This window comes from Lentzea alba (genome assembly GCF_011067745.1).
Taxonomy (GTDB): domain Bacteria; phylum Actinomycetota; class Actinomycetes; order Mycobacteriales; family Pseudonocardiaceae; genus Lentzea; species Lentzea alba.
The window spans coordinates 82453-107954 of sequence record NZ_JAAMPJ010000019.1 but is presented as its reverse complement, the minus strand read 5'-3'; the positions used below and the strand labels follow the sequence as shown (position 1 = coordinate 107954).

Annotated in this window: 13 protein-coding genes; 8 read left to right on the top strand and 5 right to left on the bottom strand. The window is 68.3% G+C overall.

Features of this window, described 5'->3' with window-relative positions:
- Nucleotides 1–23: 23 nt before the first annotated feature.
- The 3 genes from G7043_RS44765 to G7043_RS44755 all read right to left on the bottom strand — a co-directional run bounded on the left by G7043_RS44765 (nt 24) and on the right by G7043_RS44755 (nt 2908).
- The gene (locus tag G7043_RS44765) at nt 24–1457 is read right to left on the bottom strand and encodes a transferase (protein ID WP_166055345.1); all 1434 of its coding nucleotides are present in this window, start codon (nt 1455–1457) and stop codon (nt 24–26) included.
- A gap of 155 nt (nt 1458–1612) precedes the next feature.
- Complete coding sequence (locus G7043_RS44760) at nt 1613–2230, bottom strand: TetR/AcrR family transcriptional regulator (RefSeq protein WP_166055343.1); 618 nt, start codon at nt 2228–2230, stop codon at nt 1613–1615.
- Between the two features lie 90 nt (nt 2231–2320).
- On the bottom strand, nt 2321–2908 hold the full coding sequence (locus G7043_RS44755; protein WP_207312574.1) for a D-alanyl-D-alanine carboxypeptidase family protein: 588 nt from the start codon (nt 2906–2908) through the stop codon (nt 2321–2323).
- A gap of 240 nt (nt 2909–3148) precedes the next feature.
- Here G7043_RS44755 and G7043_RS44750 point away from each other — a divergent pair, with 240 nt between their 5' ends.
- From G7043_RS44750 to G7043_RS44740, 3 genes are all read left to right on the top strand, one after another.
- Nucleotides 3149–3538, top strand: coding sequence for an SSI family serine proteinase inhibitor (locus G7043_RS44750; RefSeq protein ID WP_166055341.1), 390 nt, complete (start codon nt 3149–3151; stop codon nt 3536–3538).
- 120 nt (nt 3539–3658) lie between these two features.
- Nucleotides 3659–4756: a calcium:proton antiporter gene (locus tag G7043_RS44745; RefSeq protein WP_166055339.1), complete on the top strand. Its 1098-nt coding sequence runs from the start codon at nt 3659–3661 to the stop codon at nt 4754–4756.
- 102 nt (nt 4757–4858) lie between these two features.
- Nucleotides 4859–5989, top strand: coding sequence for a lipase family protein (locus G7043_RS44740; RefSeq protein ID WP_166055337.1), 1131 nt, complete (start codon nt 4859–4861; stop codon nt 5987–5989).
- 5 nt (nt 5990–5994) lie between these two features.
- Here the strand turns inward: G7043_RS44740 and G7043_RS44735 are convergent, their stop codons facing one another.
- Nucleotides 5995–11634, bottom strand: a complete 5640-nt coding sequence (locus G7043_RS44735; RefSeq protein WP_166055334.1) for an NACHT domain-containing protein — start codon at nt 11632–11634, stop codon at nt 5995–5997.
- Nucleotides 11635–11733: 99 nt separating this feature from the next.
- Here G7043_RS44735 and G7043_RS44730 point away from each other — a divergent pair, with 99 nt between their 5' ends.
- A complete protein-coding gene (locus G7043_RS44730; RefSeq protein WP_166055332.1) occupies nt 11734–11955 on the top strand; it encodes a hypothetical protein in 222 nt (73 codons plus the stop codon).
- An 88-nt stretch (nt 11956–12043) separates the two neighbouring features.
- Here the strand turns inward: G7043_RS44730 and G7043_RS44725 are convergent, their stop codons facing one another.
- A complete protein-coding gene (locus G7043_RS44725) occupies nt 12044–12433 on the bottom strand; it encodes a hypothetical protein (protein WP_166055330.1) in 390 nt (129 codons plus the stop codon).
- A 56-nt stretch (nt 12434–12489) separates the two neighbouring features.
- Between G7043_RS44725 and G7043_RS44720 the strand changes: the two genes are divergently transcribed.
- The 4 genes from G7043_RS44720 (at nt 12490) to G7043_RS44705 (ending at nt 25502) form a co-directional block, all read left to right on the top strand.
- Complete coding sequence (locus tag G7043_RS44720) at nt 12490–13029, top strand: TetR/AcrR family transcriptional regulator (RefSeq protein ID WP_166055328.1); 540 nt, start codon at nt 12490–12492, stop codon at nt 13027–13029.
- 7 nt (nt 13030–13036) lie between these two features.
- On the top strand, nt 13037–13978 hold the full coding sequence (locus tag G7043_RS44715) for a D-2-hydroxyacid dehydrogenase family protein (RefSeq protein ID WP_166055326.1): 942 nt from the start codon (nt 13037–13039) through the stop codon (nt 13976–13978).
- A 176-nt stretch (nt 13979–14154) separates the two neighbouring features.
- On the top strand, nt 14155–24561 hold the full coding sequence (locus G7043_RS44710) for a calcium-binding protein (protein WP_166055324.1): 10407 nt from the start codon (nt 14155–14157) through the stop codon (nt 24559–24561).
- Nucleotides 24562–24647: 86 nt separating this feature from the next.
- Nucleotides 24648–25502: an NmrA family NAD(P)-binding protein gene (locus G7043_RS44705; protein ID WP_166055321.1), complete on the top strand. Its 855-nt coding sequence runs from the start codon at nt 24648–24650 to the stop codon at nt 25500–25502.

The following is a 25502-nucleotide window of genomic DNA, read 5'->3' as shown; positions in this document are numbered from 1 at the left end:
ACGGACGGCGGGCCCGGCAGGGTTCACCAGAGGAAGATCAGCCGCAGGAAGTGGGCGAACAGGAACAGCCCGGGCACCAGCAGCAGCACCTTGCCGTAGATCGCGAGCAGATGGCTGTTGGTCCGCGGCCCCATCGCCCGCTTGTGCGCCCCGATCGACGCCAGCGCCTGCTGCATCGCGCGGGCCACGTAGAACACCGGCGAGCCGGTCTTGTGCTTCTCACCGGGAAACGGCCCGACCGGCTGCACGACCGGAGTCCAGTCCGCGCCGAACACGACCACGGCGGACGTCCACAGGCCCGGCATCGGGTAGGCCTTGTCGATCCTGGCGGGGATCGGCAGGTGGGCGTCGAGCCGTTCGGCGAGGTCGGGCCGGTCGCCGGGGATCAGCAGGAGGAGCTTGCCCGGCGGCTGGGTGGCCCGCGCCTGGTCGACCTCCCACCACACCCCTTCGCCGTCGCCGAGCCGCAGCACGATCAGCTGGGACATCTCCATCAGCCGCAGCACCCCCGGCTGCCAGTCGTCGAGGGGCAGGTAGAACCGCGACGCGCCGAGGTGGGGCAGCGGCTCGCCGGGCCTGCCCACCGCGACGACGGGGCCGAACGCGCCGAGCGCACCGATGAGGTGTTCCTCGCGCGAGTGGATGCTGAGCATCCCGGCCGACAGCGCGCCGGGCAGTTCGTCGACCACCGCCGCCTGCGGGTCGTCGTCGAAGCCGCGCAGGTACAACACGGGTCTGCGCCAGTCGGCCCGCAGCGCCTGCGCCGCGCTCCGCACCGCCCGCGGGCGTGAGTACTTCAGCACGAAGTACGCGATCGGCAACGCCACGACGCCACCCGCGAGGAAGAACCCCCTTGCGGCCCAGGGAAGTTCGTTGGCCCGGGTCGCGGCCACCACCGCGATGAACCCGGCCACCAGCAACGTGTACCCGACCCCGCTGACGACCAGGAAGACCGGACGCCGCCAGGGTGGCCGTGGCGGCACGTACTGCAGGACCAGCTCGACGACCTCGGCGTTGGCCTGGCGTCGCCGGTGCCGCAGCACGAGCGCGGCCGCGGCGAGGAGCGCGCCGGGCACCAGCCACGGCCAGGCTGTCGCCCACGAGTCGGAGGCTCGTGCGTCCAGTTCTCGCTGGTCCTCCTCGATCTCGGCGGGCACGTCGTCGAGGTAGCGGCGGACGAAGTCGAAGTCGCCGCGCTCGGCGGCATCGGAGGCGAGGGAGATCGAGGTGCTCGAACTGCTGCTGGACGGTGTGTGCGTCCTGAACCAGCGCTCGACCTCGCGGACACCCGCCGTGTCGCCGCGGTCGAGGGCGGCGACGAAGGCGGCGTGCTGTTCGGGCGCGTCGCGGAAGGCGTTGCTCTCCCTCGTCTCCTGGCCCGCGGTGATGGCCAGGATCAACGCCACGTAGCCGACCACGGCCGCCAGCGCCGTGACGACCCTGTTCAGTGTCCGCACGCCGCGATCTGATCACGGTGGCCGGGGCGGCCGGGGCGCTTCGCGACAAGATCGCCCGAACCGAGCAGCCGAGAACTGTCGGTGCTGTCTGGGAGAATGGAAGCAGGGGACCCCCTGGGAGGGGACCCCTGCGCGAGCGTGACCAGAGCGGCGCCCTAAGGCCGGGTGATCGCGGCCAGCATCAGGTCGCGGATCTCCGCCGTGATCTCCTCCACCGCGAGCGGCGGCTGGTGCGCCTGCCACTCTCGCAGCAGGCCGGTGATCGCCCCCACCAGCGCGATCGCCGTCAGCCGGTACGACCGTTGCGGCGCCACCCCAGCGGCCGCCGCGCGCAGGGCTTCGGTCTCGATGAACTCCGCCCAGGTGTTCACCCACCGGACGTGCTGCTGCTCGATCTCCGCGTTCACCCCGACGGCCTCGACGTAGTTGAGGCGCGGCGCACGCGGGTCGGCGGTCACGCTGCGTACGAAGACGTCCAGCAGCGTCGTGATCCGGACGGCCACGTCGGCGGTCTCGAGCTGGGCGAGCGTGGTGCGGACCTCGGTGAACGCCGTGGCGTTGATCAGGTCGTGCAGCTCGCGGAGCAGTTCCTCCTTGGAGGCGAACTCCTCGTAGAAGTTGCGCGTGGAGACACCGGCCTCGGTGCACAGCTCGGAGATCCTGGTGGCGGCGAAGCCCGCGCTGGTGAACAGCGCCAGGCCGGCCTGCAGCAACCGAGCGCGGCGTTCGGCCTTGCGCTGCTCGGGTGAGATGCCGCCGTAGGCACGGGCCACCGGGGTGCTCCAATCTGGTAACTCGGGTTGTCAGATTACGTCGGTGCAACCTCGCGCGCACCCCAGGCGTCTAGACCTTTGCACGAGGACTCAGCTGCCGGTCGCGCTGGGGATCAGGGGAGGGCAGCCTCCCGTGACGTAGCCGGCGTTGTACTCGAAATGCCACTGCTCGTTTTCGTAACGGCGGCACCATCCCACGGCGCTGCCGTTTTTCTCGACCCATTGTGCCGATTCGATCGGTTGAACGTCGATTGCCAATCCGATCACGTGCATCGAGCGGTCCGGCGGGTTCAGCACATAGCGCGACGCGAGTTCTTCGGTGCCGAACTTCTTGACGGCGTCGTCGAACTCCTTCTGCTGTTGCTGACGGCTGCGCTTGCCGTCGTTCAAGCAGAGCTGAACGCCCTGCTCAGAGGCCTTGGCACGCAACTTCTGCCACGCCTGCAACACGTCCGGCGGCAATCCGTCCGGAGCCTCGTCGAGGTAGCGGGCGTCGATGGGGCACTTCGGTCCGTCCGGCGGTCCCGGCACTTCTTCCAGAATCGCGAGCGGCTTTCCCGGGTGACGGTCGAACACGAGCGTCAATCTGCCCAGGTAACCCAGCGCGCCGCCGGTGGAAACCACGAGTGTGACGATCAGGAGCACGCCGAACACGACGCGTCTGGAGGTCTTGGACATGAATCGGATAATACGTCGGCCCGCAACTGCTTCGGTCAGCAACCTGTAACAGTCCGTCGGCAGCCGTGTCCCGACGTGGCGCGCAACACATCCATTCGGCCCAACCACGCTTTCGGCGCAGTCGGTGAATGTGATCGGTGAACGTTTCCTGGCCCCTTTCGCGACGACGAAACATGATGGCAACATCTGCGGCGGCCGAGAACCGGCCCGTTTTTGTGAGGTCTCAGGAGGACCGCTTTCATGTCCGGCCGCATTACCATGTTCGTTGCTCTGTTCGTGTCGCTTTTCGCCTTCGCGGGCACCGCTCAAGCCGCACCAGCACATCGGGCCACCGCGCTCGTGTTGTCCGTCCAGTACTCGGACGTGGAGGACAACGCCTTCAAGGCAACCGTCCTGACCTGCGAACGAGGTGACAGCCACCCGCGCAGGGCCCTCGCCTGCGCGACGCTGGCGTCGACGGGCGCAGACCTTCAGGCCATGCAGACCGACAACCGCGCCTGCACGTTCATCTACGCGCCGGTCGAGGTGTCCATGTTCGGCTTCTGGCGAGGTGAGCCCGTGAACGAGGTGCACACCTACCCGAACTCGTGCGTCATGCTGGCGCACACCGGTGCCGTGTTCGATTTCTAGGCACCGGCTATTAATGTGGAGCGGGGCGCGGCAGGGGCGCTCCGCTCCACATTTTCTCGTCGTCAAATCGGTGTTGCGCCGAATGGCGGCGTGACTCTTCCGTGTGCGAGGGTGGAGATCATGGCCGCCACCTCGCGCTTCCCGCTGCTGTCCTGGACGACCATCGCCCCCGCACTAGGTGTGTTGCTGCTGGTCCTGGCCTGGGGACGGGAGCTCGCTCCCGTGCTCGTCGCGCTGGTGGCGGTCGTGCTCGCCGCTACCGTGCTCGCCGCCGTGCACCACGCGGAGGTCGTGGCGCTGCGGGTGGGGGAGCCGTTCGGCTCACTGGTCCTCGCGGTCGCGGTGACGATCATCGAGGTGGCCCTGATCGTCACGCTGATGGTGTCCGGCGGACCCGAAGCGGCCTCGCTCGCCCGTGACACGGTGTTCGCCGCGGTCATGATCACGACGAACGGCATCGTCGGCATCGCCCTGCTGCTCGGCGCTCTCAAGCACGGCACCACGCTCTTCAACGCCGAGGGCAGCGGCGGCGCGCTGGCCACGGTGATCACGCTCGCCACCCTCACGCTGGTGCTGCCGACGTTCACCACGACCACGCCCGGCCCCCAGTTCTCCGGCCCGCAGCTCGCGTTTGCCGCCCTCGCCTCCCTCGGCCTGTACGGGATGTTCGTCTTCACCCAGACCGTCCGGCACCGCGACTTCTTCCTGCCCGTCGACGAGGACGGCGTGATCGAGACCGACGAGCACGCCGAGGCGCCGTCCGGGAAGGCCACGCTGGCGTCGCTGGTTCTGCTGCTGGTCGCGCTGATCGCCGTGGTCGGCCTCGCGAAGATCGAGTCACCCGCGATCGAGGCCGGCGTGCGGGCCGCCGGCTTCCCGCAGTCGTTCGTCGGCGTCGTGATCGCCCTGCTGGTGCTGCTGCCCGAGACGATCGCCGCCGCGCGCGCCGCGCTGCGCGACCGGATCCAGACCAGCCTCAACCTCGGCTACGGCTCGGCGATCGCGAGCATCGGTCTCACGATCCCGACCATCGCCCTCGCCACGGTGTGGCTCGACGGCCCGCTGGAGCTCGGCCTCGGCTCGACGCAGATGATCCTGCTGCTGCTCACGGTCCTGGTCAGCGTGTTGACGATCGTGCCGGGACGCGCGACGAGGCTGCAGGGCGGCGTGCACCTCGTGCTGCTGGCCGCGTTCCTGTTCCTCGCCGTGAACCCCTGAACGGCCGCTGGCGTGAATCCATAAAGCCGATCAGGCTATTGCCTGCTTACGACGTTTGGTCCTACATTGCGGTAACGCCGGTTACCACAAAGGGGTCCAACGATGCAGCTCCGCGCCGTGCTCGCCGCCGTTCTACTGTTATCAGCCCTGGTCACGCCCGCTCAGGCGGCCGCACCGGGCGAGCTGGTCAGCAGTCAGGAGGTGGCGTGGCATCCGGAGCCGCTCCGGCTGCTGCCCGCTCCCGTGAAGGCCTACGACATCCGCTACCGCTCGACGTCCGCGACGGGCACCGGCACCGTCGTGTCCGGCATGGTCCTCGTCTCGCCGCTGCCGTGGAACAACGGCCCGCGCCCGATCGTGGCGTACGCGATGGGCACGCAGGGCATGGGCGACCAGTGCGCGCCGTCGCGGCAGCTGCAGAACGGCACCGAGGTCGAGATCGCGTTCCTCGCACAGGCGATGTTCAACGGCTGGGCGGTCGCGGTCACCGACTACGAAGGCCTTGGCACGCCAGGAGATCACACTTACGCGGTGGCTCGTTCGGAAGGTCGCGCGCTGCTGGACGTGGCACGGGCGGCGAGCAACATCCCTGGCCTGTCCGCGGCCGCCCCGATCGGCGTTTTCGGTTACTCACAAGGTGGTCAGGCCGCGTCGGCCGCCGCTGAGCAGTGGCAGTCCTACGCGCCTTCGCTGAACGTCGTCGGTGTCGCCGCCGGTGGGGTGCCGGCCGACCTGAACGCGGTCGCGAAGTTCAACGACGGCAACGCCGGTTCGGGACTGGTGTTCGCGGCGGCGGCGGGATACGCCGCGGCCTACCCGGAACTGCCGCTGGCGGAGGTGCTGAACGCCCGCGGCCGGCAGGTGATCGACCAGATCCGCAACGCGTGCGTCGCCGAGATCGCTTTGGTGGCCCCGTTCACCCGGCTGAACTCACTGACCACGCAGCCGGACGTCATCCTGGACCCGTTGTGGCAGAAGAGGTTGAAGGAGAACGCGCTCGGTACGGTGAAGCCCGCGGCGCCGGTGTACCTCTACCACGGCACGCTCGACGAGCTGATCCCGTTCAGCGTCGGGCAAAAGCTGCGCTCGCAGTGGTGCTCGCTCGGCGCTGACGTGCAGTGGACCGCGCTGCCGCTGCTCGGGCACGTCGCCGCCGTCAGCGCGTGGGGTTCGAACGCGCTGAACTGGCTCGGCGACCGGTTCGCCGGCAAGGTCACCCGCCCCAACTGCTGACGGGTTCACGGGCTCCACCTCAGCAGGTCCGGAACGAAGATCGAGGTCGCGCGGAGCGACCCCGGCTCTGTCACAGCGATCAGGTTTTGGGTTGCTCGCAACCGGGCGGACGGTGAGTCCGCGCCGGTTGCGAGGTCCCGCAGCCGGCGGACGCCGTGCAGGCGGTCGACCGGGTCGAGCTTCGTGAGTGCGAGCGCCATCTCCGCTTGGCGGTCGGGAGAGGAGCCCTCCGCCGCGCGTAGATCCGCCGCGGCCTTGCCGCGGTCGCATTGGTGCCAGGAAGCCAGAACCGCAGCCGCCAGAACATCGTGGTGTTGTGTGCACAACTCACCGAGCACGGCGACGGCCAACGGTCGGTGCTCGGTGTCGAGGTCGCCCAGCAAACGGGCACCTTCTCTGCGGTCGTCCGCAGGCAGGTCCTCGTCGGACACCAGAGCGGTGAGCGAGTCGGCCGCCATGCCAAAGTACCGGTTGACGTACTCCGCGCCAGGACGCGCCCTGGCCAGCAGTGTGGCTGCTTCACCTCGGGTCAGCGCTGTCGTCGCCGGGTCTGTCGCAAGAGCGACCAGGGCCTGAAGGTTGCCGTCGTACTCCCAGAGCGCTGTCGCGGCCGACAGTCGCTCCGCTGATTCGACGTCCTGATTTGCGACTGTGCCAAGAAGAAAGACTCGTGCGTGCGCGCGTGCATCGTGGGTGTGCGTGAGTGCGGTGGCTGCGGCGTGATGCCGTTCGGCGAACGGAGTTCGCACGTCATCCACGAGGCCCAAGAGCAACGTGATGGTTTCGTGGTCGACGTTGTCGTTCAGCCGCTGGACAGCCGCGACGGCTTCGGCTCGCTCCCAGGTGTCGGCGCGCTCTGTCGCGATGATGTCGCGCAGGAGCTCGGTGGCGAGCCCCCTGTTGTCGCGGCCGAGCTCACCCAGCATCTCCAGAGCCTGACGGCGCTCCCAGAACCGGACGTCGTGGTCGCTCGCGATCGTGCGAAGGGCGCTGGACACCAGACCGATCGGCTGCCGGCCCAACCGGAGCAGAGTGTGCACCGCGTGCAGGCGCTCCCAGGCGGACAGCGCCGAGTCGGCGGCCGCGGCCACCATCCGATCCGCGACGTCGTGCCGAAGACCCGGCTTCAGCCTGGGCAGCTCGCCGAGCGCCACCAGCCGAGCGGTGTTGTCGCCCTCGCTCTGTTCGCGGGTGAGCGCCATCAGCAGCTCGCGCAACTCTGTTCGTGCGTGTGGCCCCAGTGCGGAAAGTGCGACCGCTGATCGGTAGCGGGCCCACTGATCGACGTCCCGATCGGCGAGGATGTTCACCAGAGCGGAAGTGGCGTGGTCTCGGGCCGGCTGACCCATGCCGCTGAGGCGCGTTGCCGCGGACACACGCAGGATGGCGTCGACGTCATGGTCGGAAGCGAGTCGTTGCAGCACGTGTGTTGCCTGGCCTGGCGCGTGTGTGGTGAGTGCGTAGCTGGCGTCCATGCGCAGTACCGCGGAGACAGCGCGGTCTTCTGAGAGCGCGATCAGTGCCTTCAGCCCTGCCGAGCGAAATGGATCCCGGAAGCTGAGGAGGTGCTGGGCGAAACCTGTCTTGGCTGTGACGGGCACATCGTCCCGTGCCACCGCGTCGACCAGCAGCGGAAGTGCTCGCACACGGTGGTGATACCCCCAGCCCGAGAGCAAGGAGGCGAGCCTCGCGCGGTGCTCCACCGTCAGCCCGCGGCTGTCGAGGTGGTCTGCCCAGGCAGCCAGGGCGCCGTCGAGATGGTTTCTCCCGAGCTCGCTCATGACGTGCACGACGTTTTCCTGCTGGATGACGGGGATCTGCGAGTCCGTGATGACGGCGTGCAGCCGCTCTGCGGCAGCACCTCGCTGGTCATGGGCGATCGAAGCCACCACAGCGTGTGTCAGCGCGTGTTCGAGCAGGCTGCTCTTCGCGTCGTCGGCGAGGGCGAGCAGTTCGGCGACGTACTCGGGTTCGCGATCAGGAGAGAGCGCCACCAAGGTGGCGAGTGCATGACGCCGTGTCTCCACCGGGGCAGAGCTGTCGACGATGAGCTGCCAGAGCACCTCGGCCGCGTTCCGGCTGTGGTCGCCGCCGAGCGCTGCTGCGGCATCGGCGGCCTGGATCCGGTCATCGTCGTCCAGCAACGGCTCGGCGAGCAAAGCGGCCAGCAGGCCCGGGATCAGATGCCGGGTGCTGTCGGCACGTTCGAGGACCTGCACCAGGGCGTGGAACGAGAAGAAGCTCCATGTGCGCTCTGTCGCGCATCTTCTCGTGAACACAGACCTGACCAGATCAAGCCTGTCCGCGTCGATGTGCTCGCCGAGGACGGCGACCAACGTGGGGAGCGCCCACGTGCTGGTCGTCGGATCGCCCAGCGCGTCATCGATGATCCTCAGTGCGGTGTCCTCGTACGCGCCCCCGAAGTCCAGCAGCCGCTGTATCGCTCCGATCCTGCTGTCCACGGCGACCAACCTGTCGGCAGCGAACTGCTCGACCAGGTCGGCGAGCTCGGTGCCCGGCGCCTCGCCCACGTCGTCGAGGACCGACATGATCGTTTGTTGGTCGACGATGTCCGTCATGGCGTCGCTGCCGATCGCGCGGATGAGAGCCGTGGCCAACGTGGCGCGGGCTGGATCGAGCACCGAGGACAGCCCGGCCGCCAGCACACGATCACCACACGACGATGTCGTCGTGCTGAGCATGTGGTCGAGAACTGTCATCACCTGGGCGAGGTGCTCCTTGCCCAGGTTGGCGAGGCTCAGCGCGTTCTGCCAGCGCGATCGGAAGAGACGTGTGGGATCTGAGAACAGGGCCAGCAACTCCGCGGCGGCCAAGCCCCGGTCGGCAGGACTCAGGACCGCGAGCAGTTCGGCCGCGGCGGCTCGAACGCTCGGGTCGGGGCTCGTGGTCACCGTGCTCCGCAGGACGTCGAGCAACTGTTCGTGCACGTTGCCGCGATGCTTACGGCTGATGCTGAGCAGTCTGTCCACCACCTCCTGCTGCCGGAACTGGCCGAGCCCGGCGTCGGTGACGACGCTGAGGAGCAATCCGACCCCTTGTGATCGGTGCTCGCCACCGAGCTCGACCAACGCGTCACCCAACGACACCAGTTCGAACGGCCGGACGACCGGATCCGCCGCGAGGCCGACCAGCACATCGGCCGCCCTTTGGCGCAGGTCCGGATCGACCGCGGCGTGGGCGGCGAGGGTGCGCGCCGCCTGGACGCCGTTGGTCTGCTCGGTGATGTCGGCGAGCAGTTCGCAGGCTCGTGCTCGGTACCGGCCGCCGAACGTCGCGAGTGCTGCCGCGGAATCTCGCCGGTCCGCGACTTCGGCTGTGACGTCGGCGGCCTGTTCCGACAAGAGCTCGGCAGCACGTTCACGATGCGCGCGCCCGAGCCGGGACAGGGCGACGGCAGCTACGTGCCGTGTCGAGTCGACCATGCGACTGGTGGCGATGGCGAGCAATACCACCGCTGCACGTTTTCGGCAGTCGTGCCCCAGTGCCGCCAGAGCCTCGGCGGCATCCAGCCTGCCCGCGTCGTACTCCTTCGGGTCCTCGGCGACCTCCTCGAGAACGCGCGCGGCCGCGTCGCGATGCTCAGGGCCCAGTTTCGCCAACGTGGACGCGGCTTTCACACGATCGGACTCGTAGCGCTTGTCGGTCGTCCAAAGCCGCAGGAGATCCGGCGCGATGACGCGGATCTCGGGACACGACTCGCGCAGCAGCTCGATCAACACGATCTTGGTGCGGGGAGCGATCGAGGTGCCGGTCACCAGTCGGGACAGCCGAGCGCGGACGGTCTCGAAACGGACCAGCCCCGACAGCTTCGCGACCTGCTCGGAGCTCCACGCTCCTGCCGCTATTCGCTGTTCGGCGAGGCGGATTCCCTCTTCGAGGTGCTCTGCCGTGCTCGGTACCCCTTGGCAGAGCAACATGCACGCTGCCTCCCGTTGATCACGGGTGCCCTGCTGCAGGTAGGTGAGGAGGGCGTGATCGGAGCTGTTGCTGTGCAGGTAGTGCACCAGGACGCGCTCGGCGTCCTCGTCGTCCGCGAGCAGCCGGTGGATCAGCTCCGCGAACTGGCTTTGCCGCGGGTCGAAGGTCTCCGGCAGCAGACGAGCGGCGGCGGTGGCGGCCAGATGCTCCGCGAAGGTCTGGTGGAGGAACTTGAGCCTGGTGCCCTGACGGCCCAGCAAACCCGTGTGCGACAACCACTCCGCGAGCAGTTCGGTCCACTGGTCGTCGTAGGGCAGTGCGCGGCCGTGTTCGACGATGAATGCCCGGGCGACGTCGTAAAGGGACGTTTCGCGCGCTGTGTACGCGGTGGCCATCCGTTCGGTCAGCGCCGTGCGGTGTTCTTCCAGCCATGCCGCCGTGTCCGCGCCACCGAGTGCGCTGGCCAGTTCGGTCAACGCGGCGGCGGCCGGGGCCGACCGGGCATCCACGAGTTTGGTGATGTACTGCTCGTACAACGCGTACCGGCTGGCCGGGAGGGGGCGCGAGCGGTCGAGTTCGTGGACGTAGGCGGCGATCGAGGCGAGCAGCGGCACGACCAGGATCTCGCCGAGCCCGGCGGCGCTGATCTGAGCGAGGAACTCCGCGGCGGCCAACGCCCCGCCTGCCGTGTTGTCGGGGTTGAACCAGTGCTGGGCGAACTGTTCCAGCGCCTCGCGGTCGAAGGGCTGCAACTCGTAGAAGCCCGCACCGCGCAGCCGTGCCGTCTCGCCGGGCGAAAGCGGTCGGGTCGTCACGACGAAGCGCTCGCCGTTGGGCTCCAGCATCCGGCGTTCGATCGCCTTGAGCAGCTTGTCACGGTCTTCGAGGCCGGGGATCTCGTCGAGGGCGTCCACGACGATCAGCCAGCGAGCGCCCGGCACTCCGGCGCGGAAGTGCGACAGGCTCAGCTCGCTGTCGGCGAATGCGCCGTACTCTCTGGTCGTGGCGGTTTGCAGCGCCTGACCCCAGGTGAGGTCGACCAGCGGTGCCAGCACTCTGGCCGGCAGGAGCAGCGGGATCACCGGGTCGTCGGAGCCGTCGTTCATGAGCGCGTCGATGAACTCGGCGACGAGGTGACGCCCCAACGTCGTCTTGCCGAGGCCCGCCGCGCCTTCGATGACGAGGTGATCGTGCCGGATGAACACCTCGTTGAACGGCTCTGCCAGGATCGAGCTGCGCCGGATCTCCTCGATCAGGCCAGGTTCATCCATGTCCTCGCGGACGCGGACGACGGTCGTCTCGACCGGAGCCGTCACGGACTGCCGCACGTAGAGACCGGTCAGCGACAACCGCTTTCGGCCGCGCAACTGCATTGGCAGGTCGTCCATGCTCTGTCGCACCGTCTTCAGCAAGGCGACCAGTTCGACCGGCAGACCGTTCGCCGCGAACTTCGGCGTTGGACGAGCGGACGCCTCGTCGTAGAACGTCTGCAGTCCGGCGGCGTGGTCGCCGAGCAACTCGGCGAACCTGTCGGCCTCAGCACGAGGAGGCCGTCGATGTCCCTGGACGATCCCCGAGAGGTGCGACTCGGAGATGTGTGCCACGGTGCTCGCGAAGGTCTTCTGGTTGAACCCCGCGGCGGCGATGGCGTTGCGAAGGGCCTTCCCGTAAGCCTGCCATGCGGAGGTCGGTTCGGGCCCGGTCATCGGCGTCCTCGAGTTCCCGATCGGTTTCCGGAATCTTCGCAAGGCAGGTGGAACCACCTCCGCGGGTGACGCTCGGTGCACGCAGAAAGGAGCGTGTGGATGACCGAGATCGTGAGATGGCTCGCCGCGGAACCGCTGTCGTGGCCGGCGGTGGCGGTGGTGGGGTTGTTCGTTTGTGTGACGGTGGTCAGGCGTGTCACGTTCGTGTGGGGCCTGCGCGAGGTGCTGCGCGACTGCTCTGATGAGCACCGGCCGACGAGTCTGCGGGCGTACGCGGTCTGCCTCGACACCGAGAACAAGAGCGCGCGCAAGCGGCCGTGATCAAGTGGTCGGCTGGTGCTCACCCCTAGGTGATCGTAACGCGGTAACAGGCGTTACAGAGAGCGACCCTGCGGGTGAGCTCCGGCAGCTAGAAGCCGAGCGCGGCGGCGAGAGCGGGGAACCAGGCCACGGGTGCGAGGAATCCGTGCACCAGCAGGAGCGGCTTCTTCCAGGCGGCCTTCGTCGCCTGGAAGTAGGCGATTCCCGGTGCGTCGGGATTGCGCCTGCGCCAGCCCTTCACCATCAGGGTGTCCCCGAAGGCGTTGTGCAGGGTGAGCACGCCGAACCCGATCCACGCCAGCACCGCCGAGCCCGCTGCCATGAAGGCGATCCAGACGCCGAGCCCGACCAGCGCGGTGGTGAGGTGGTAGTAGGCCAGTGGCGGCACGTGTCTTCGTGCGCTGAGCAGGCGCGCCAGGATCACCAGGCCGACCCCGATGTTGAGCACCCATCCGACCAGGGCGATTGTCGCTGTCATGAGCTGACGGTACTACGTTCGTAGTGTCTCGTCACTACGTTTATAGTAGACCTGTGATGTCGAACCGGGACCGCGCTCTCGCCGCCGCCGTCGACCTGCTGGGCACCGAAGGCCTGCGCGGCCTCACGCACGCGCGGGTGGACGACCGCGCGGACCTGCCCAAGGGGTCGGCGTCGAACTACTTCCGCAGCCGCGCCGCTCTGCTCGACGGCGTCGTGGACTGGATGGTGCGCCAGGAGGCCCCGCAGGTCGAGGCGACGTTCAGGCCCGAGTCGCCGGAAGAGCTGATCGACCAGCTGTGCGCGCTCTACGAGTTCATGACCGGCCCGAACGCCGTCACGGTCACCGCGCGCATGGTGCTGTGGGTGGAGGCGGCGACGAACCCGCGGGTGCGGCAGGCGTTGCTGCGCGGCCGGGCCTCGATGGCCTCGATGCTGATCCCGGCGCTGGCGGGCCTCGGCGTACGCGATCCGCTGGCCGTCTCGGACACGCTCGGGGCCTGTGTGCAGGGCCTGTTCCTGCAGCAGTTCGCCCGGGACGAGCCGATCGACCCCCGGCCGCTGCTGGAGATCATCGTGCGCGGCGCTCTGACATGATCGGTCCATGAGGTGCGTGGTGCTGGACGACTACCAGGGTGTGGCTCTCGCGAACGCCGACTGGTCGGGCCTCGACGTGACCGTCATCCGCGACCATCTGGACGACCCCGCGGTAGCCCTGTCCGACGCGGAGTGCGTCGTGATCATGCGTGAGCGCACGCCGTTCACCGCGGAGTTGTTCGCCCGCCTGCCGAAGCTGCGGCTGCTGATCACCAGCGGCATGCGCAACGCCTCGATCGACCTCGAAGCCGCGCAGGAGCACGGCGTCACGGTCTGCGGCACCGGCAGTGCCAAGACCCCGCCGACCGAACTGACCTGGGCGCTGATCCTCGGCCTCGCCCGGCAACTCGTGGTCGAGAACGCGGCCTTCCACAGCGGCGGCCCGTGGCAGAGCACGGTCGGTGTCGACCTCGCCGGCGCCACCCTCGGCCTGATCGGCTTCGGCCACCTCGGCAAGGCCGTCGGCCGCGTCGGCAAGGCGTTCGGCATGGACGTCGTCGCCTGGAGCCAGAACCTGACCGCCGACCGCACGGAGGCCGAGGGCGTGCGCCTGGCGGCCGGCCTGCACGAACTGCTCGAGCAGGCCGACTTCGCGTCCGTCCACCTCGTGCTGAGCGACCGCACCCGAGGACTCCTCGACGCCGCCGCGCTGGCCTGCCTCAAGCCCTCCGCGTTCCTGATCAACACCTCGCGCGCCGCGATCGTCGACCACGTGGCGTTGCTGGAGGTGTTGCGGGACAACCGGATCGCCGGCGCGGGCCTGGACGTCTTCGAGACCGAACCGCTGCCGCTCGGCGACGAGCTCAGGACGTTGCCGAACGTCCTCGCCACCCCGCACCTCGGCTATGTCACGCAGACCAACTATCGGACGTACTTCCGGGAGGCCGTGGAGGACGTCCACGCGTTCCTCCAGGGCACGCCGATCCGGGAGCTGACCCACTCCCGGTAGGTGTCTGGTCGACCGAACGGGTGAATCACGGCCTCCGGTCGATCCACGGCTAACGCCTCCTTCTGGATGGACGACTACCCGGTGGCGGCACAAGTGTGCCCTGCGTCACTCCATATTGGACAACTGTTCTGGCAGCGAGGCATCGGGGGCCACGCCGTCAAGAGGGCGGGTCGGCCATGCGGTATTCGCGGAGCAGCAGGCGAGCGGTAGCGGCGGTCACCAGCGGTGCGCTGGCGCTGTTCGGACTGGTCGTGGTCAGTCCACCGGCGGTGGCCCAGGCCCCGGACGTGCAGAAGATCCTGGCGGGGATCAGCGCGTTCGGTGACTTCTCGAAACAGCTCGCGAGCGTCGGCAAGCTGGGGGAGGCGCTGCCGTTGCTGGGCGTCAGCCCCGGCGCGGCACTCGGCTTCGACGATCTCGTCGCCAAGACGGTGCACGACCCGCTGAAGGACAAGCAGAACTTCCCCGACCTCGCGGGCACCTACCAGCTCGGAGACAGCAGACCGGGCACGCTCGACGTGCAAACGAGTGACACCAACGGCATCAAACGTGTCGACGCCACGCTGCACCTCACGACGGTCGCGGACAAACAGCCGATCAGCGTCGCCGACCCGTCGGTCAGCTTCACGACGTCTGGCGCCGTGGACGTGACGTTCACGCTCGACGCGAAGTTCCGCTTCGCCTACCAGGAGTCCACCGACTCGTTCTGGCTGGTCAAGGACGGCGACTCGCCGAAGTTCACGGTGGGCGCCAAGGGTGAGCTCGACCCCGGTGCCGTGCCCACCGCGGGCTTCGGCATCCTCGGCGTCGACCTCGACAAGGGCGCCAGCCACGTCACCGTCGAAGCGAACCTCACCGCGTCCGCCGACGACCCCAACGGCGACGGCAGGCTCACCGAGATCACCGAACCCGGTGCCGCCGCGGGTCTGTTCCACATCGGACTCGGCAACCCCGCCGGCAAGGTCGACGCCAGCCTCAAGTTCACCTCGCAGCCGCTCGCAGGAGCGAATGTCGGCGGCCTCACCGGCACCATCGGCGTGCAGTGGCCGGACATCGCGAGCGGCGCGCCGTCGATCACCGTCAGCGGTCCGGACCTCGCGCAGCTGACCAGGTTCACCACGCTCAGCCCGCGCGACCTGCTCGAAGGCCTGAGCCACCTGGTCAGTTCGATCGACGCCGTCCAGCGCGCCCAGTGGGGCTCGACGGCCGACCCGGTCGGCAACGTGAACCTGCCGTTCATGCGCGGCACGGTCGCCGACGCGGTCAAGGCGGGCAGCGCGCTCGCGAAGTTCGTCGACGACAACGTGTTCAAGCCGGAGGAAGACCCCGCGAAGGCCGGGCTGCCGAAGTTCAGCTCGGTGCAGGAGCTCTTCACCAAGCTCAACACCGGTCCGATCGCCGTGTCCGGGGTGAACTACCGCGACGACGTGAAGAAGCTCGAGTTCACGCTGACCATGAAGCAGGACGCTCCACAGGACGGCGCGCCGCTGGACGTCGTGGCCGCGCTGACATCTGGGCAGGGCACCGACGTCACCTACACCGACACGACCCTCAAGCACGTCAACAAGGCCAAGCCGTGGACGGTCGACGCGTTCAAGGGGCGCATCGTGTCCGCCGGCACCTCGCAGGGTGTGGTGAAGAGCAACACCGCGGACGAGATCACGCTCGAGGAAGGCTGGCAGGGCGGGAAACCGGCCGACCACGCGCCGTACAAGGTGAACGCGCCGGACCCGATGACCGGTCAGGTCACGTTCGGCGACATCTTCGCGAGCAAGGGGCTCAAGGGCGCCAACGCGTTGAACGCCACCGCGACCGTGAAGCCGTCCTACGAGGCCAAGGCCACGCTGGTGCTGGACCTGCGCGACCCGATCAAGGGTGACGCGTGCAAGCCGCTCGACCCCGACGCCGCGGCCACCGGCTGCCCGTTCGCGGACAAGAACCCCGACGGCACCACGACCCTGGTGTCCAGCCTGCCGCGCACGCCGGACCGGTTCCTGCTGCGCACCGGCGGTCAGCTGCTCAGGGCCAGCGCCGCGATCGACACGAACGTCGACGTCAACGGCAGCGTGGGTTATCTCAAGGTGCACATGTCCGGCGACCTGCACATGTCCACAAAGGACGGATCGACGGACATGCTGTCGATCAGCCTGAAGAAGCTCGGTGACGCGGACGGCGACCTGCCGTTGTCGCAGATCTTCGCCAAGGTCGTCGACAACCCCGACACCCCCGCTCTGGAACCGGAGAACCTGCTGGAGGTGTCGGTCGGCGCCAAGGGCACGGCCACGGTGAAGCTCGACGTTCCCGGCATCACCGACTTCTTCGGCGGTCCGGTCGAGGTCGGCGTCACCATGCCCGACATCACCGACCCGGCGAACGTCCAGTTCACCGGCCTCGACGCGCTCGACAAGGCCAAGGCGTTCGACTTCGACCCGAACAACCCGCGCGCGATGTTCGGCCAGATCATCAAGGCGTTGCAGGTGCTCAACGGCTCGCTGCAGGCCGTCGAGGGTGACGGCGAGGTCAAGACCGCCCTGACCACCCCGCTGCCGGTCGTCGGCAAGTCGTTGTCCGAACTGCTCGGCAGCGCGGACGCGGGCATCGGCACCAAGTACGACAACGCGAACATCAACGGCGTGGACGTCGGCTTCATCCGCGACGACACGAGGACCGGCGACAAGGCGTTCGGGCCGGACCTGAAGGGCCGGGCCGTGCTGGTCGGCACCCAGGTCGTGGTCGTCGCGGCGGCCGATCCGGCCAACAACCGCGTGCTGCTCACCGAACCGTGGGGCACGAAGCCCGCGGACGGCACCGGGTACGCGTTCCGCAGCCCGCTGGAGGACGCGGTCGACCGGCTGACCGCGGCGCCGCCGGACTACCTGCAGGACCTCGTCACGCAGCTGAACGCCGCCCTGCCCGCCAGCAGCGGAGTCTCGTTCGCCTACCAGGTCGTCGACTCGAAGCCGTCGATCGTGCTCAAGATCGACGTGAAGCGGAAGGTCGCGACCTCGCAGCCGGTCCGGTTCTCGTTCACCGACGACAAGGGCACCGCGCGGTCGCTGGTCGGCGCCGAGGGCGAGGCCACCGCCGACCTGGCGCTGACCGGTGCCACCAAGATCGGGTTCGTGCTGCCGCTCCAGGCCGGCGACGGACCTGCCGACGCCGGGGCCTTGAAGGTCCTGCCGGACTCCACTGTGGACATCACCGCGCACGGCGGGATCACCGGTGTGGTGAAGTCCTCGGTCGGGCCGCTGTCCATCGCGCTGGGCAACCCGAAGGGCCCGGAGAAGGCCGTCGCGAACGCGCACTACAACGCGCACCTCGGCTTCAGCGGGCAGAACCCGGTGTCGTTGAGCGACTTCGTCAAGGGCGTGCAGTTGACGCTCAACGGTGACAACCAGCCGGTCACGTGCGCCGGAGACCCGGTGCAGGGCACCGACCTCGCGTTGTGCGCGGTCATGCCGGTGTTCGTGAGCTCCGACAACACCAACTGGACCAAGCTGTCCAGTCCCGGTGAGTCGTTCATCGTCCGGTTGCCGCGCCAGGTCTCCGACCTCGACGAGGCGTTCTCGTTCAGCCCGGACCTGCCCGGCGGCGTCAAGCGGTTCGAGATGCCGACGGACATCGGGCAGAAGATCCTCGACGCGCTGCTCGACTTCTCGCAGTTCGGCGACGGCATCGAGAAGTACCTGGCGATGATCGAACGGGCGCTGCGCACGGCCGCGTTCGACGGCAGGTTGCCGCTGGTCGGCGACGACATCCAGCAGGGAGCCGACAAGTTCGGCCAGCTCCGCACGAAGATCCAGGAGGCGATGACCCACCTGCCGGGCGGCGGCCGGGTGAACAACACCGGCGAGCTGGAGACGTGGGTCAACGACCACCTGAAGACGGCGGTCGGCAGCGCGGTCGACATCAAGTTCACCTGCAACGCGACCCTGCAGCCCGCGACCGAGGCCACGGCCGTCGCCCAGGGCACGACGGGGACGAAGAAGTACGTCTACGGCGTCGTCGCGACCGCGCAGGGCAAGGACGCGCCACCCGCGCTCGCCGAGGTGACCAACGGCGCGGATCCGTTGAACAACGACAACTTCAACCGCATCACGTGGAAGAAGTCCGAGTACGCCACCGGTTACAAGATCATCCGCAAGACCGACCCGAACGGGAACGACTGGGTCGTGATCAAGGGTGATGTCGCCGGTGACCAGGTGCAGTTCGACGACAAGAACACGCCGAACGGTGCCGCGTACGTGCCCGAGACGACCAACCCGAAGCTGACGGACTGCCCGGCGGCCGCGGCGTTGCAGGACATCACCGGTGCCACCTTCACGTTCGACGTCTGCGACGGCGACGTGTTCGGCAACGACTGCGACAAGGAAACCCTGGCGCTGGAAAGCCCGCTCGACATCGGCATCCCCGGTCTGTCGCTGAAGGCCGCCGAGGGCGCGCCCAAGATGAAGGCGGCGCTGGGCTACCACCTGCACGTCAAGGTGGGCGTCGACAAGAGCAGCGGCTTCTTCGTGGCCACCCGCGACGGCCAGAACCCGGAGCTCGGCGTCAAGCTGAGCTTCACGCTGCCCGACGCGATGAAGGCCCGCCTGGCGTTCCTCGACGTCGACCTGAAGCAGCACGCGGGCGGCGCGACCGACCTGTTCACCGGCACGTTCGTCGTCGACCTGCACAAGAAGGGGCAGGACGCCTGCTTCGAGAACTGCGGTCCCGCCAACGACGACCGGATCACGCTGGCCGATCTCGCCGACATCGGCCAGGTCACCAGCGTCTCGTTGAAGGCCAAGGTCGGCATCGACTGGGACTTCGACGTCAGCGCCGGTCCGCTGCCCGGCATCAACGGCTGGTTCCACCTGAAGTGGGAGTGGAACGCGTTCGGCGGCAAGCCCGGTGACGGCACGCCGGAGATCGCGTTCAACAACGTCCAGCTCAACGCGGGCAAGTTCCTCGGCGAGGTGCTCAAGCCGATCGTCGAGAAGATCGCGCTGTTCACCAAGCCGATCCAGCCGATCCTCGACCAGCTCTACGCACCGATCCCGGTGCTGTCGGACCTGTCGCGGGCGGTCGGTGGCGGTGACGTCAACCTGGTCACCATCGCCAAGGAGTTCTCGACCATCGCGGGCGGGCCGGACCTGGAGTTCGTGGACAAGGTCCTGCGCGCGATCCAGTTGATCGGCAAGATCACCCAGAACGGCGGGGCGATCGACATCGGCAGCTTCGCGGTGCTAGGCGACAAGGCGAAGACGACGACGAACTCGCCGGACAACGCCTCCTCGCTGATCGACCCGAACAAGATCAACCTGTCGCCCGGCGACCTGGCGTCGAAGATCGACGCGTCGGCCGGTGGGGTGAAGATCGTGTCCGACGGCGAGGAGGGCAACAAGGCCGGCTTCTCGTTCCCGATCCTGAAGGAGCCCTCGAAGCTGTTCGGCCTGATCATGGGCCAGGACGTGGACCTGATCCGGTTCGACTCGGGTCCGCTGCGCCTCGGCTTCTCCTACAGCCAGTCGTTCGGTCCGGTGTACGCGCCGCCGCCGGTGCTGGTGACGATCTCCGGCAGCGCGTCGGTCGAGGCGCGGTTCCGGGCGGGCTTCGACACGTTCGGCCTCCGCAAGGCCATCGAGTCGGGCAAGGCCGCGTCCATTCTGGACTCGATCTACCTGGTGACCCAGGACGACTCCGGCAAACCGCTGCCCGTCGTGACGTTCCGCGGTGAACTGGCCGCGGGCGCGGCGGTGAGCGTGGTGCTGATCGAGGTCGGCATCAAGGGCGGTGTCGCCCTGACGATCAACCTGACCTGGGCGGACCCGAACAACGACGGCAAGTTCCGGTTCTTCGAGTTCTCCAAGGTGGCGCTGAACAACCCGATGTGTCTGTTCAACATGGACGGACGTCTGAGCCTGTTCCTCAAGGTGTACATCACGCTCGGGTTCTCGATCTTCAGCGTCACGTTCGACTTCACCCTGGCCGACATCACGTTGCTCGACTTCTCCGTGAAACCCGACTGTTCGCCGCCACCACCGGTGCTGGCGCACAAGGACGGCACGACGTTGGTGCTGCACATGGGCAACGGCGACATCGGCAAGCGCGGCCACTCCGCGTGGACCGGCCAGGGCAACGAGGAGAAGTGGACGATCACCCAGCTCGTCAAGGACGGCGGCGGGTTCGACGGCTTCGCCGTGAGCGCGCTGGGCTTCCGCGAGGAGTTCCGCGACCCGAACCTGACCAAGGTCTTCGGCAACGCGACCGGTGACACCGGCAAGCGGGTCATCGTGTTCCAGGGCGACGGCGACAAGAGCGGTGCCGTCAACGACGCCAAGGCCGAGGCCAAGCCGTTCGACAAGGAGGTCGAGGTCACCGGTGGTTCGGGTGACGACTCGATCAAGACCGGTCTCGGCAAGTCGATCGCGAACGGTGGTCCCGGCAAGGACCAGATCACGACCGGTGACCTCGCCGCCGCCTTCGGTGGCAAGGGCAACGCGACGGTCAGCGGTGGTGACGGCGACGACACGATCACCGTTGGCGGGGCGGACGATGTCGTTTCCGGTGGTTCCGGCAAGGACCGGATCGCCGCTGGGCTCGGCAAGAACCGGATCGACGGCGGCGCCGACGACGACAACATCGGCATCGCCTCCGACAGCCCGCTCGCCGCGAGCAACCCCGGCAAGCCGGAGTACGTCGCGCAGCCCAACGTGATCATCGGCGGGACCGGCAGCGACCGGATCTCCGGTGGTTCCGGCAACGACACCATCTACACCGGCACGGAGGTCGCGACGGACGTCGACGACCCAGGTCCTGTGGACAAGGGCTTCAACGGCGACAACACGAAGGACGCGACCAACGTCGTGGACACCGGCACGGGTTCGGACACCGTGTACGGCAGCCAGGGCGTGGACTTCGTGACCGGTCACTCGTTGAAAGAGCAGGTCGACGACATCCGCGGTGGTGGCAACAACGACGTGCTGACGGGTGGCTACGGCAAGGACAAGGTGTACGGCGGCCCGCAGGACGACTACGTGATCGCGGAACCGTCCGACGTGGGCGACCAGAACGGTTCCGGTGCGTTCGGGCCGGTGCGCAACGTGAAGCACCGCGTCCTGCCCGCCGGTGTCACGCCGTCGTCGAAGCTGCTGGTCGGCGGGTACGGCAACGACCACGTCATCGGTGGTGACGGCGGTGCGGACGTCTTCGGCGACAAGCACGCCAACCCGTGCACGCCGCCGAGTGACAACCCGGTCTCGATGCCGCCTGCCGAACCTCTCGATGCGCAGGACGGCCGGGATCTGATCACCGGTGGTACCGGTGTCGAGATCGTCGCCGCCGGTGGTGCCGCGGACAACGTGGACGCCAAGTCCGGGGCTGACCGGCTGTGTGGTCAGCTCGGTGATGATGTGCTCGCCGGTGGCAACGACGACGATGTTGTGTACGGCGGTGGCGGCAAGGACGTCGCGTATGGCGACGCCGGTGTCGACAACGTCTACGGCAATGACGACGACGACGCGTTGTACGGCGGTGCACAGGACGACGTCATCGAGGGCAACAACGGTGTCGACCGCGCGTTCGGTGGCGCGGGCAACGACCGTGTCATCGGTGGCACGCGCAAGGCCGGTGAACCCGACGTCGGTGACTTCCTCTACGGCGACTCGGGCAACGACATCGTCATCGGCGACAACGGCGTGGACGGACCGTTCGACCTCGACGGCGCGAATGCCGGCGCGGGCGGTGCGGACTTCGTCTTCGGTGGCGAGGACGAGGACCGGGCGTTCGGCGGCCTCGCGCACGACGAGGTGTTCGGTGGCCCGAAGGGCGACTACCTGGAGGGCAACAACGCCGACGACGTCGTGCACGGTGACGGTGGCGAGGACCGGATCGTGGGCGGCAGCTCCGAGGTGGCTTCGGGTGCCGGTCGTCCGGACACGGGCGACAACCTGTTCGGCGACTCGGGTCCCGACCTGATCGCCGGTGACAACGCGGTGCTGTCCCTCGTGGACGGAGCGCAGGCCACGCCGGTCACGCTCGGACGCGGCTTCGCCAAGGCGCACAAGGCCGAGCTGCTCGACCTGGGCTACACGCCGACCGCCGGCACGTCCGGTGGCGACAAGATCAGCGGCGGTGACGACTCCGACGTGATCTACGGTCAGGGTGACGAGGACACCATCACCGGTGACGGCTCGGACGACTACGCCGAGGGCGGCCCGGCCCGCGACAAGATCGACGGCAACGACGGCCAGGACGACCTGGTCGGTGGCTCGTCGACCGAGGACTCGCCGGGTGTCGGCCAGCCCGACGTCGGTGACGTCATCCACGGCAACGGCGCGCAGGACGTCGTGCTCGGCGACAACGGCCGGCTCGTGCGCGGCGGGACGTTGAGCCGCATCACGCTGGAACGCGGCCTGACCGGGCGGGCGATCTTCCTGTACGACCTCGGCCTCACGCCGCACGCCGACTCGTCCGGTCCGGACGAGGTCGACGGCGACGACGCCAACGACGTGATCATCGGACAGGCCGGGCCCGACCGGTTGAAGGGCAACGGTTCCGACGACTACGTCGAGGGTTCGCAGGGCATCGACTGGATCGAGGGCAACGACGGCGACGACGACCTCGTCGGCGGCAGCAGCACCTCGCTCTCCGGCAACGGTGACACGACCGTCGGTCAGTTGGACGGTGCGGACGCGATGTTCGGCGGACCGGGCAACGACGTCGGCATCGGCGACAACGGCGTCGTGCTGCGCCCGGCACAGGGGGAGACCCCGACGCGGGCGACGATCAGGCTGGCGCCGACGGGTGGAAACCCTGCGGCACAACGGATCGTGCAGCGCTACGACCTGCAGCCCGGCCCGGCCGACCGCTTCGGTGACGACCGGATGTCCGGTGGTTCCGGCGTGGACGTGCTGTGGGGTCAGGACGGCGGGGACTTCCTCGCCGGCGACGGCGACGCCGACTACCTCGAGGGCAACGGCGGTGGCGACGTGCTGCGCGGTGACCGCGGGCTAGGCTCCCCGTCGTCCGAGACGACGGTCGTGCCTCTCGCGGATCCCGGCTGGCCCGGTTCGTCGAGCGGACCCGCCCAACTGGTCGGCGACGCACCGGACGGTCAGGACGACATGATCGGCGGCAGCACCATCCAGGGCTTCCGCGATGGTGGCGACGCCTTCGAGGGCAACGGTGAGGACGACGTCCAGCTCGGTGACAACGGTTCCCTGAAGCGCACGCTGCAGGGCCAGCCGGGGTCGATGACCGAGCAGGTCTACACCGAGCGCTACAAGTCCGGTGCCGTACCGTCAAATGCCACGGTTTCTCGTGTGGCTGACATTGGTCCGTCGACCAGGTTCTGTTCGTTGGCTCAGTCCACGTGTGAGGCTCTCGGTGCTTTCGGCGACGACACGATGTTCGGTGACGACGGCAACGACGGCATGTGGGGTCAAGACGGCAACGACACCATGCACGGCCAGAACGGCGACGACGACATGTACGGCGAACTCGGCGACGACGTGATGTTCGGCGGCGACGGCGAGGACGCGATGCTCGGCGACCGTGGTGGCGTGGTCAACGAGTACATGAACGCCAACGACGTGGCAGCTCGTGGGTTCACTGTTCAGCTGAACTCGGTGCCGCAGGAGTCGTACACGGGCTTCCGTGCCGACACCTACGACCGCAGGGTGGACCTGTTGCACGACGTCAACGGCGACCAGTTCGTCGGCAACGCCACCGCACCGGCCATGCCGCACAACGGCATCGCCGAGGGCGGCGACGACCGCATGCGCGGCGGTCAGGGCAACGACAACATCCACGCCGGGTTCGGCGACGACCTGGTCAACGCCGACAGCGGCGGCGACCAGACGTTCGGCGGCGACGGCGCGGACGTGTTGTGGGGCGGCAAGGGTTGCGACCAGGTGGTCAACGCGGCAACGCCGGACTGTTTGGTGAACGGCACGTTCGACGCCTCCGCACGCGGCACGAACGACAGGTTCGTCGACCACACCTTCGGTGGCGTCGGCGGCACCTCTCAGGCGTCCCAGCAGGGCGCTCTGGGGTCGGACGTGCTCGACTTCAACCCGCGCGGCACCTACCCCGGCAACTGCGCGCCGGGCCGGTGGCCGGTGACCTTGGGCGACGGCGCGATCGACCCGTGCCTGTGGTTCGAGATGACCGAGAAGACCAACGACAACCCTGCGGTGCCGTCCACTTTCGCGGACAACCAGCACCACGACGGCACGGACTGGATCTACGGCGGCTGGGACCGCGACGTGCTCCAGGCCGACCGCGCGCAGAACGGCCCGAACCCCGGTGACCGCCTGATCGACTGGGCCGGTGCGTACAACCTCTACACGCACTGTCCCGCGTCTTACGGCGGTTACAACGACATCCGTCAGCGCAGCCCGGGAATGGAGACGTTCCTGCAGAAGCTGGCATGGGGATCCGGCGCGGGCCAGACGGTGGGTGACGTGACCACGAGCGGCACCTCCGCGTTCCGCGAACTGGCCCTGGTGTACCCGGCGGACAACAACGCCCACGGCGTCGGACCCGCCTACCCCACGACACCGGGCCACTTCGACTCGCCGGTGTCCTGCACGGACTGAAAGGACGTTGATGAGGGGAGCTTTCCCAAACCTCAGGTTTGGGAAAGCTCCCCTCATCAACCTCCAGGACAGGCAGGAGCTCCGCTATGGACGACACCAGGCTGGTCGTGGTCACGGGCGCTACCGGACGTCAAGGCGGTGCGGTCGCCCGGCACCTGCTCGCGGCCGGCTGGCGCGTGCGGGCGCTGACCCGCAATCCCTCATCACCGGCTTCGAGCCGGCTCGCCGCGGCGGGTGCCGAGGTGGTGCGGGCGGACCTGGCTTCCCCGGACCCGTCTGCCTTCGTGGGCGCGCACGGGGTGTTCAGCGTCCAGAACCCGATGATCAGCGGCCTGGACCAGGAGGTCCATCAGGGACGCGCGGTCGGCGACGCCGCGGCCGCCGCGGGGGTGCGGCACGTCGTGTACGCCTCGGCGGGTCCGGGAGTGCCGGACACCGGCGTGCGCCAGTGGGACAACAAACTGGTGGTGCGGGCACACCTGGAGTCGCTCGGCCTGCCGCTGACCGTCCTGCGCCCGATGGCGTTCATGGAACTGATGACGGACAAGGACTTCTACCCGTCCGTGTCCATGTGGCACCTGATGCCGAAGCTGATCGGTGACGACCGGCCGCTGCCCTGGTTCTGCGCGGATGACGTCGGCGCCGTGGCGGCAAAGGTGTTCGCCGATCCGAACCGGTTCGTCGGAGTGGAACTCCCGCTCGGTGCGGACGTCCGGACCATCGGCGAGTGCCGTGAGCTCTGGCGGGAGACGCACGGGCGCGCACCACGCGGCTTCCCGATGCCGATCTGGCTGTTCCACCGGTTCGTGGGTGACGACCTGACGAGGATGTGGCGCTGGCTGCGGACGCATCCCGTGGCCTTCGACCTCGCCGTGACCAGGGCGATAGTGCCGTCCGCACGGACCGTCCGCGAGTGGCTGGTGCAGCGAACCTACCCGTAG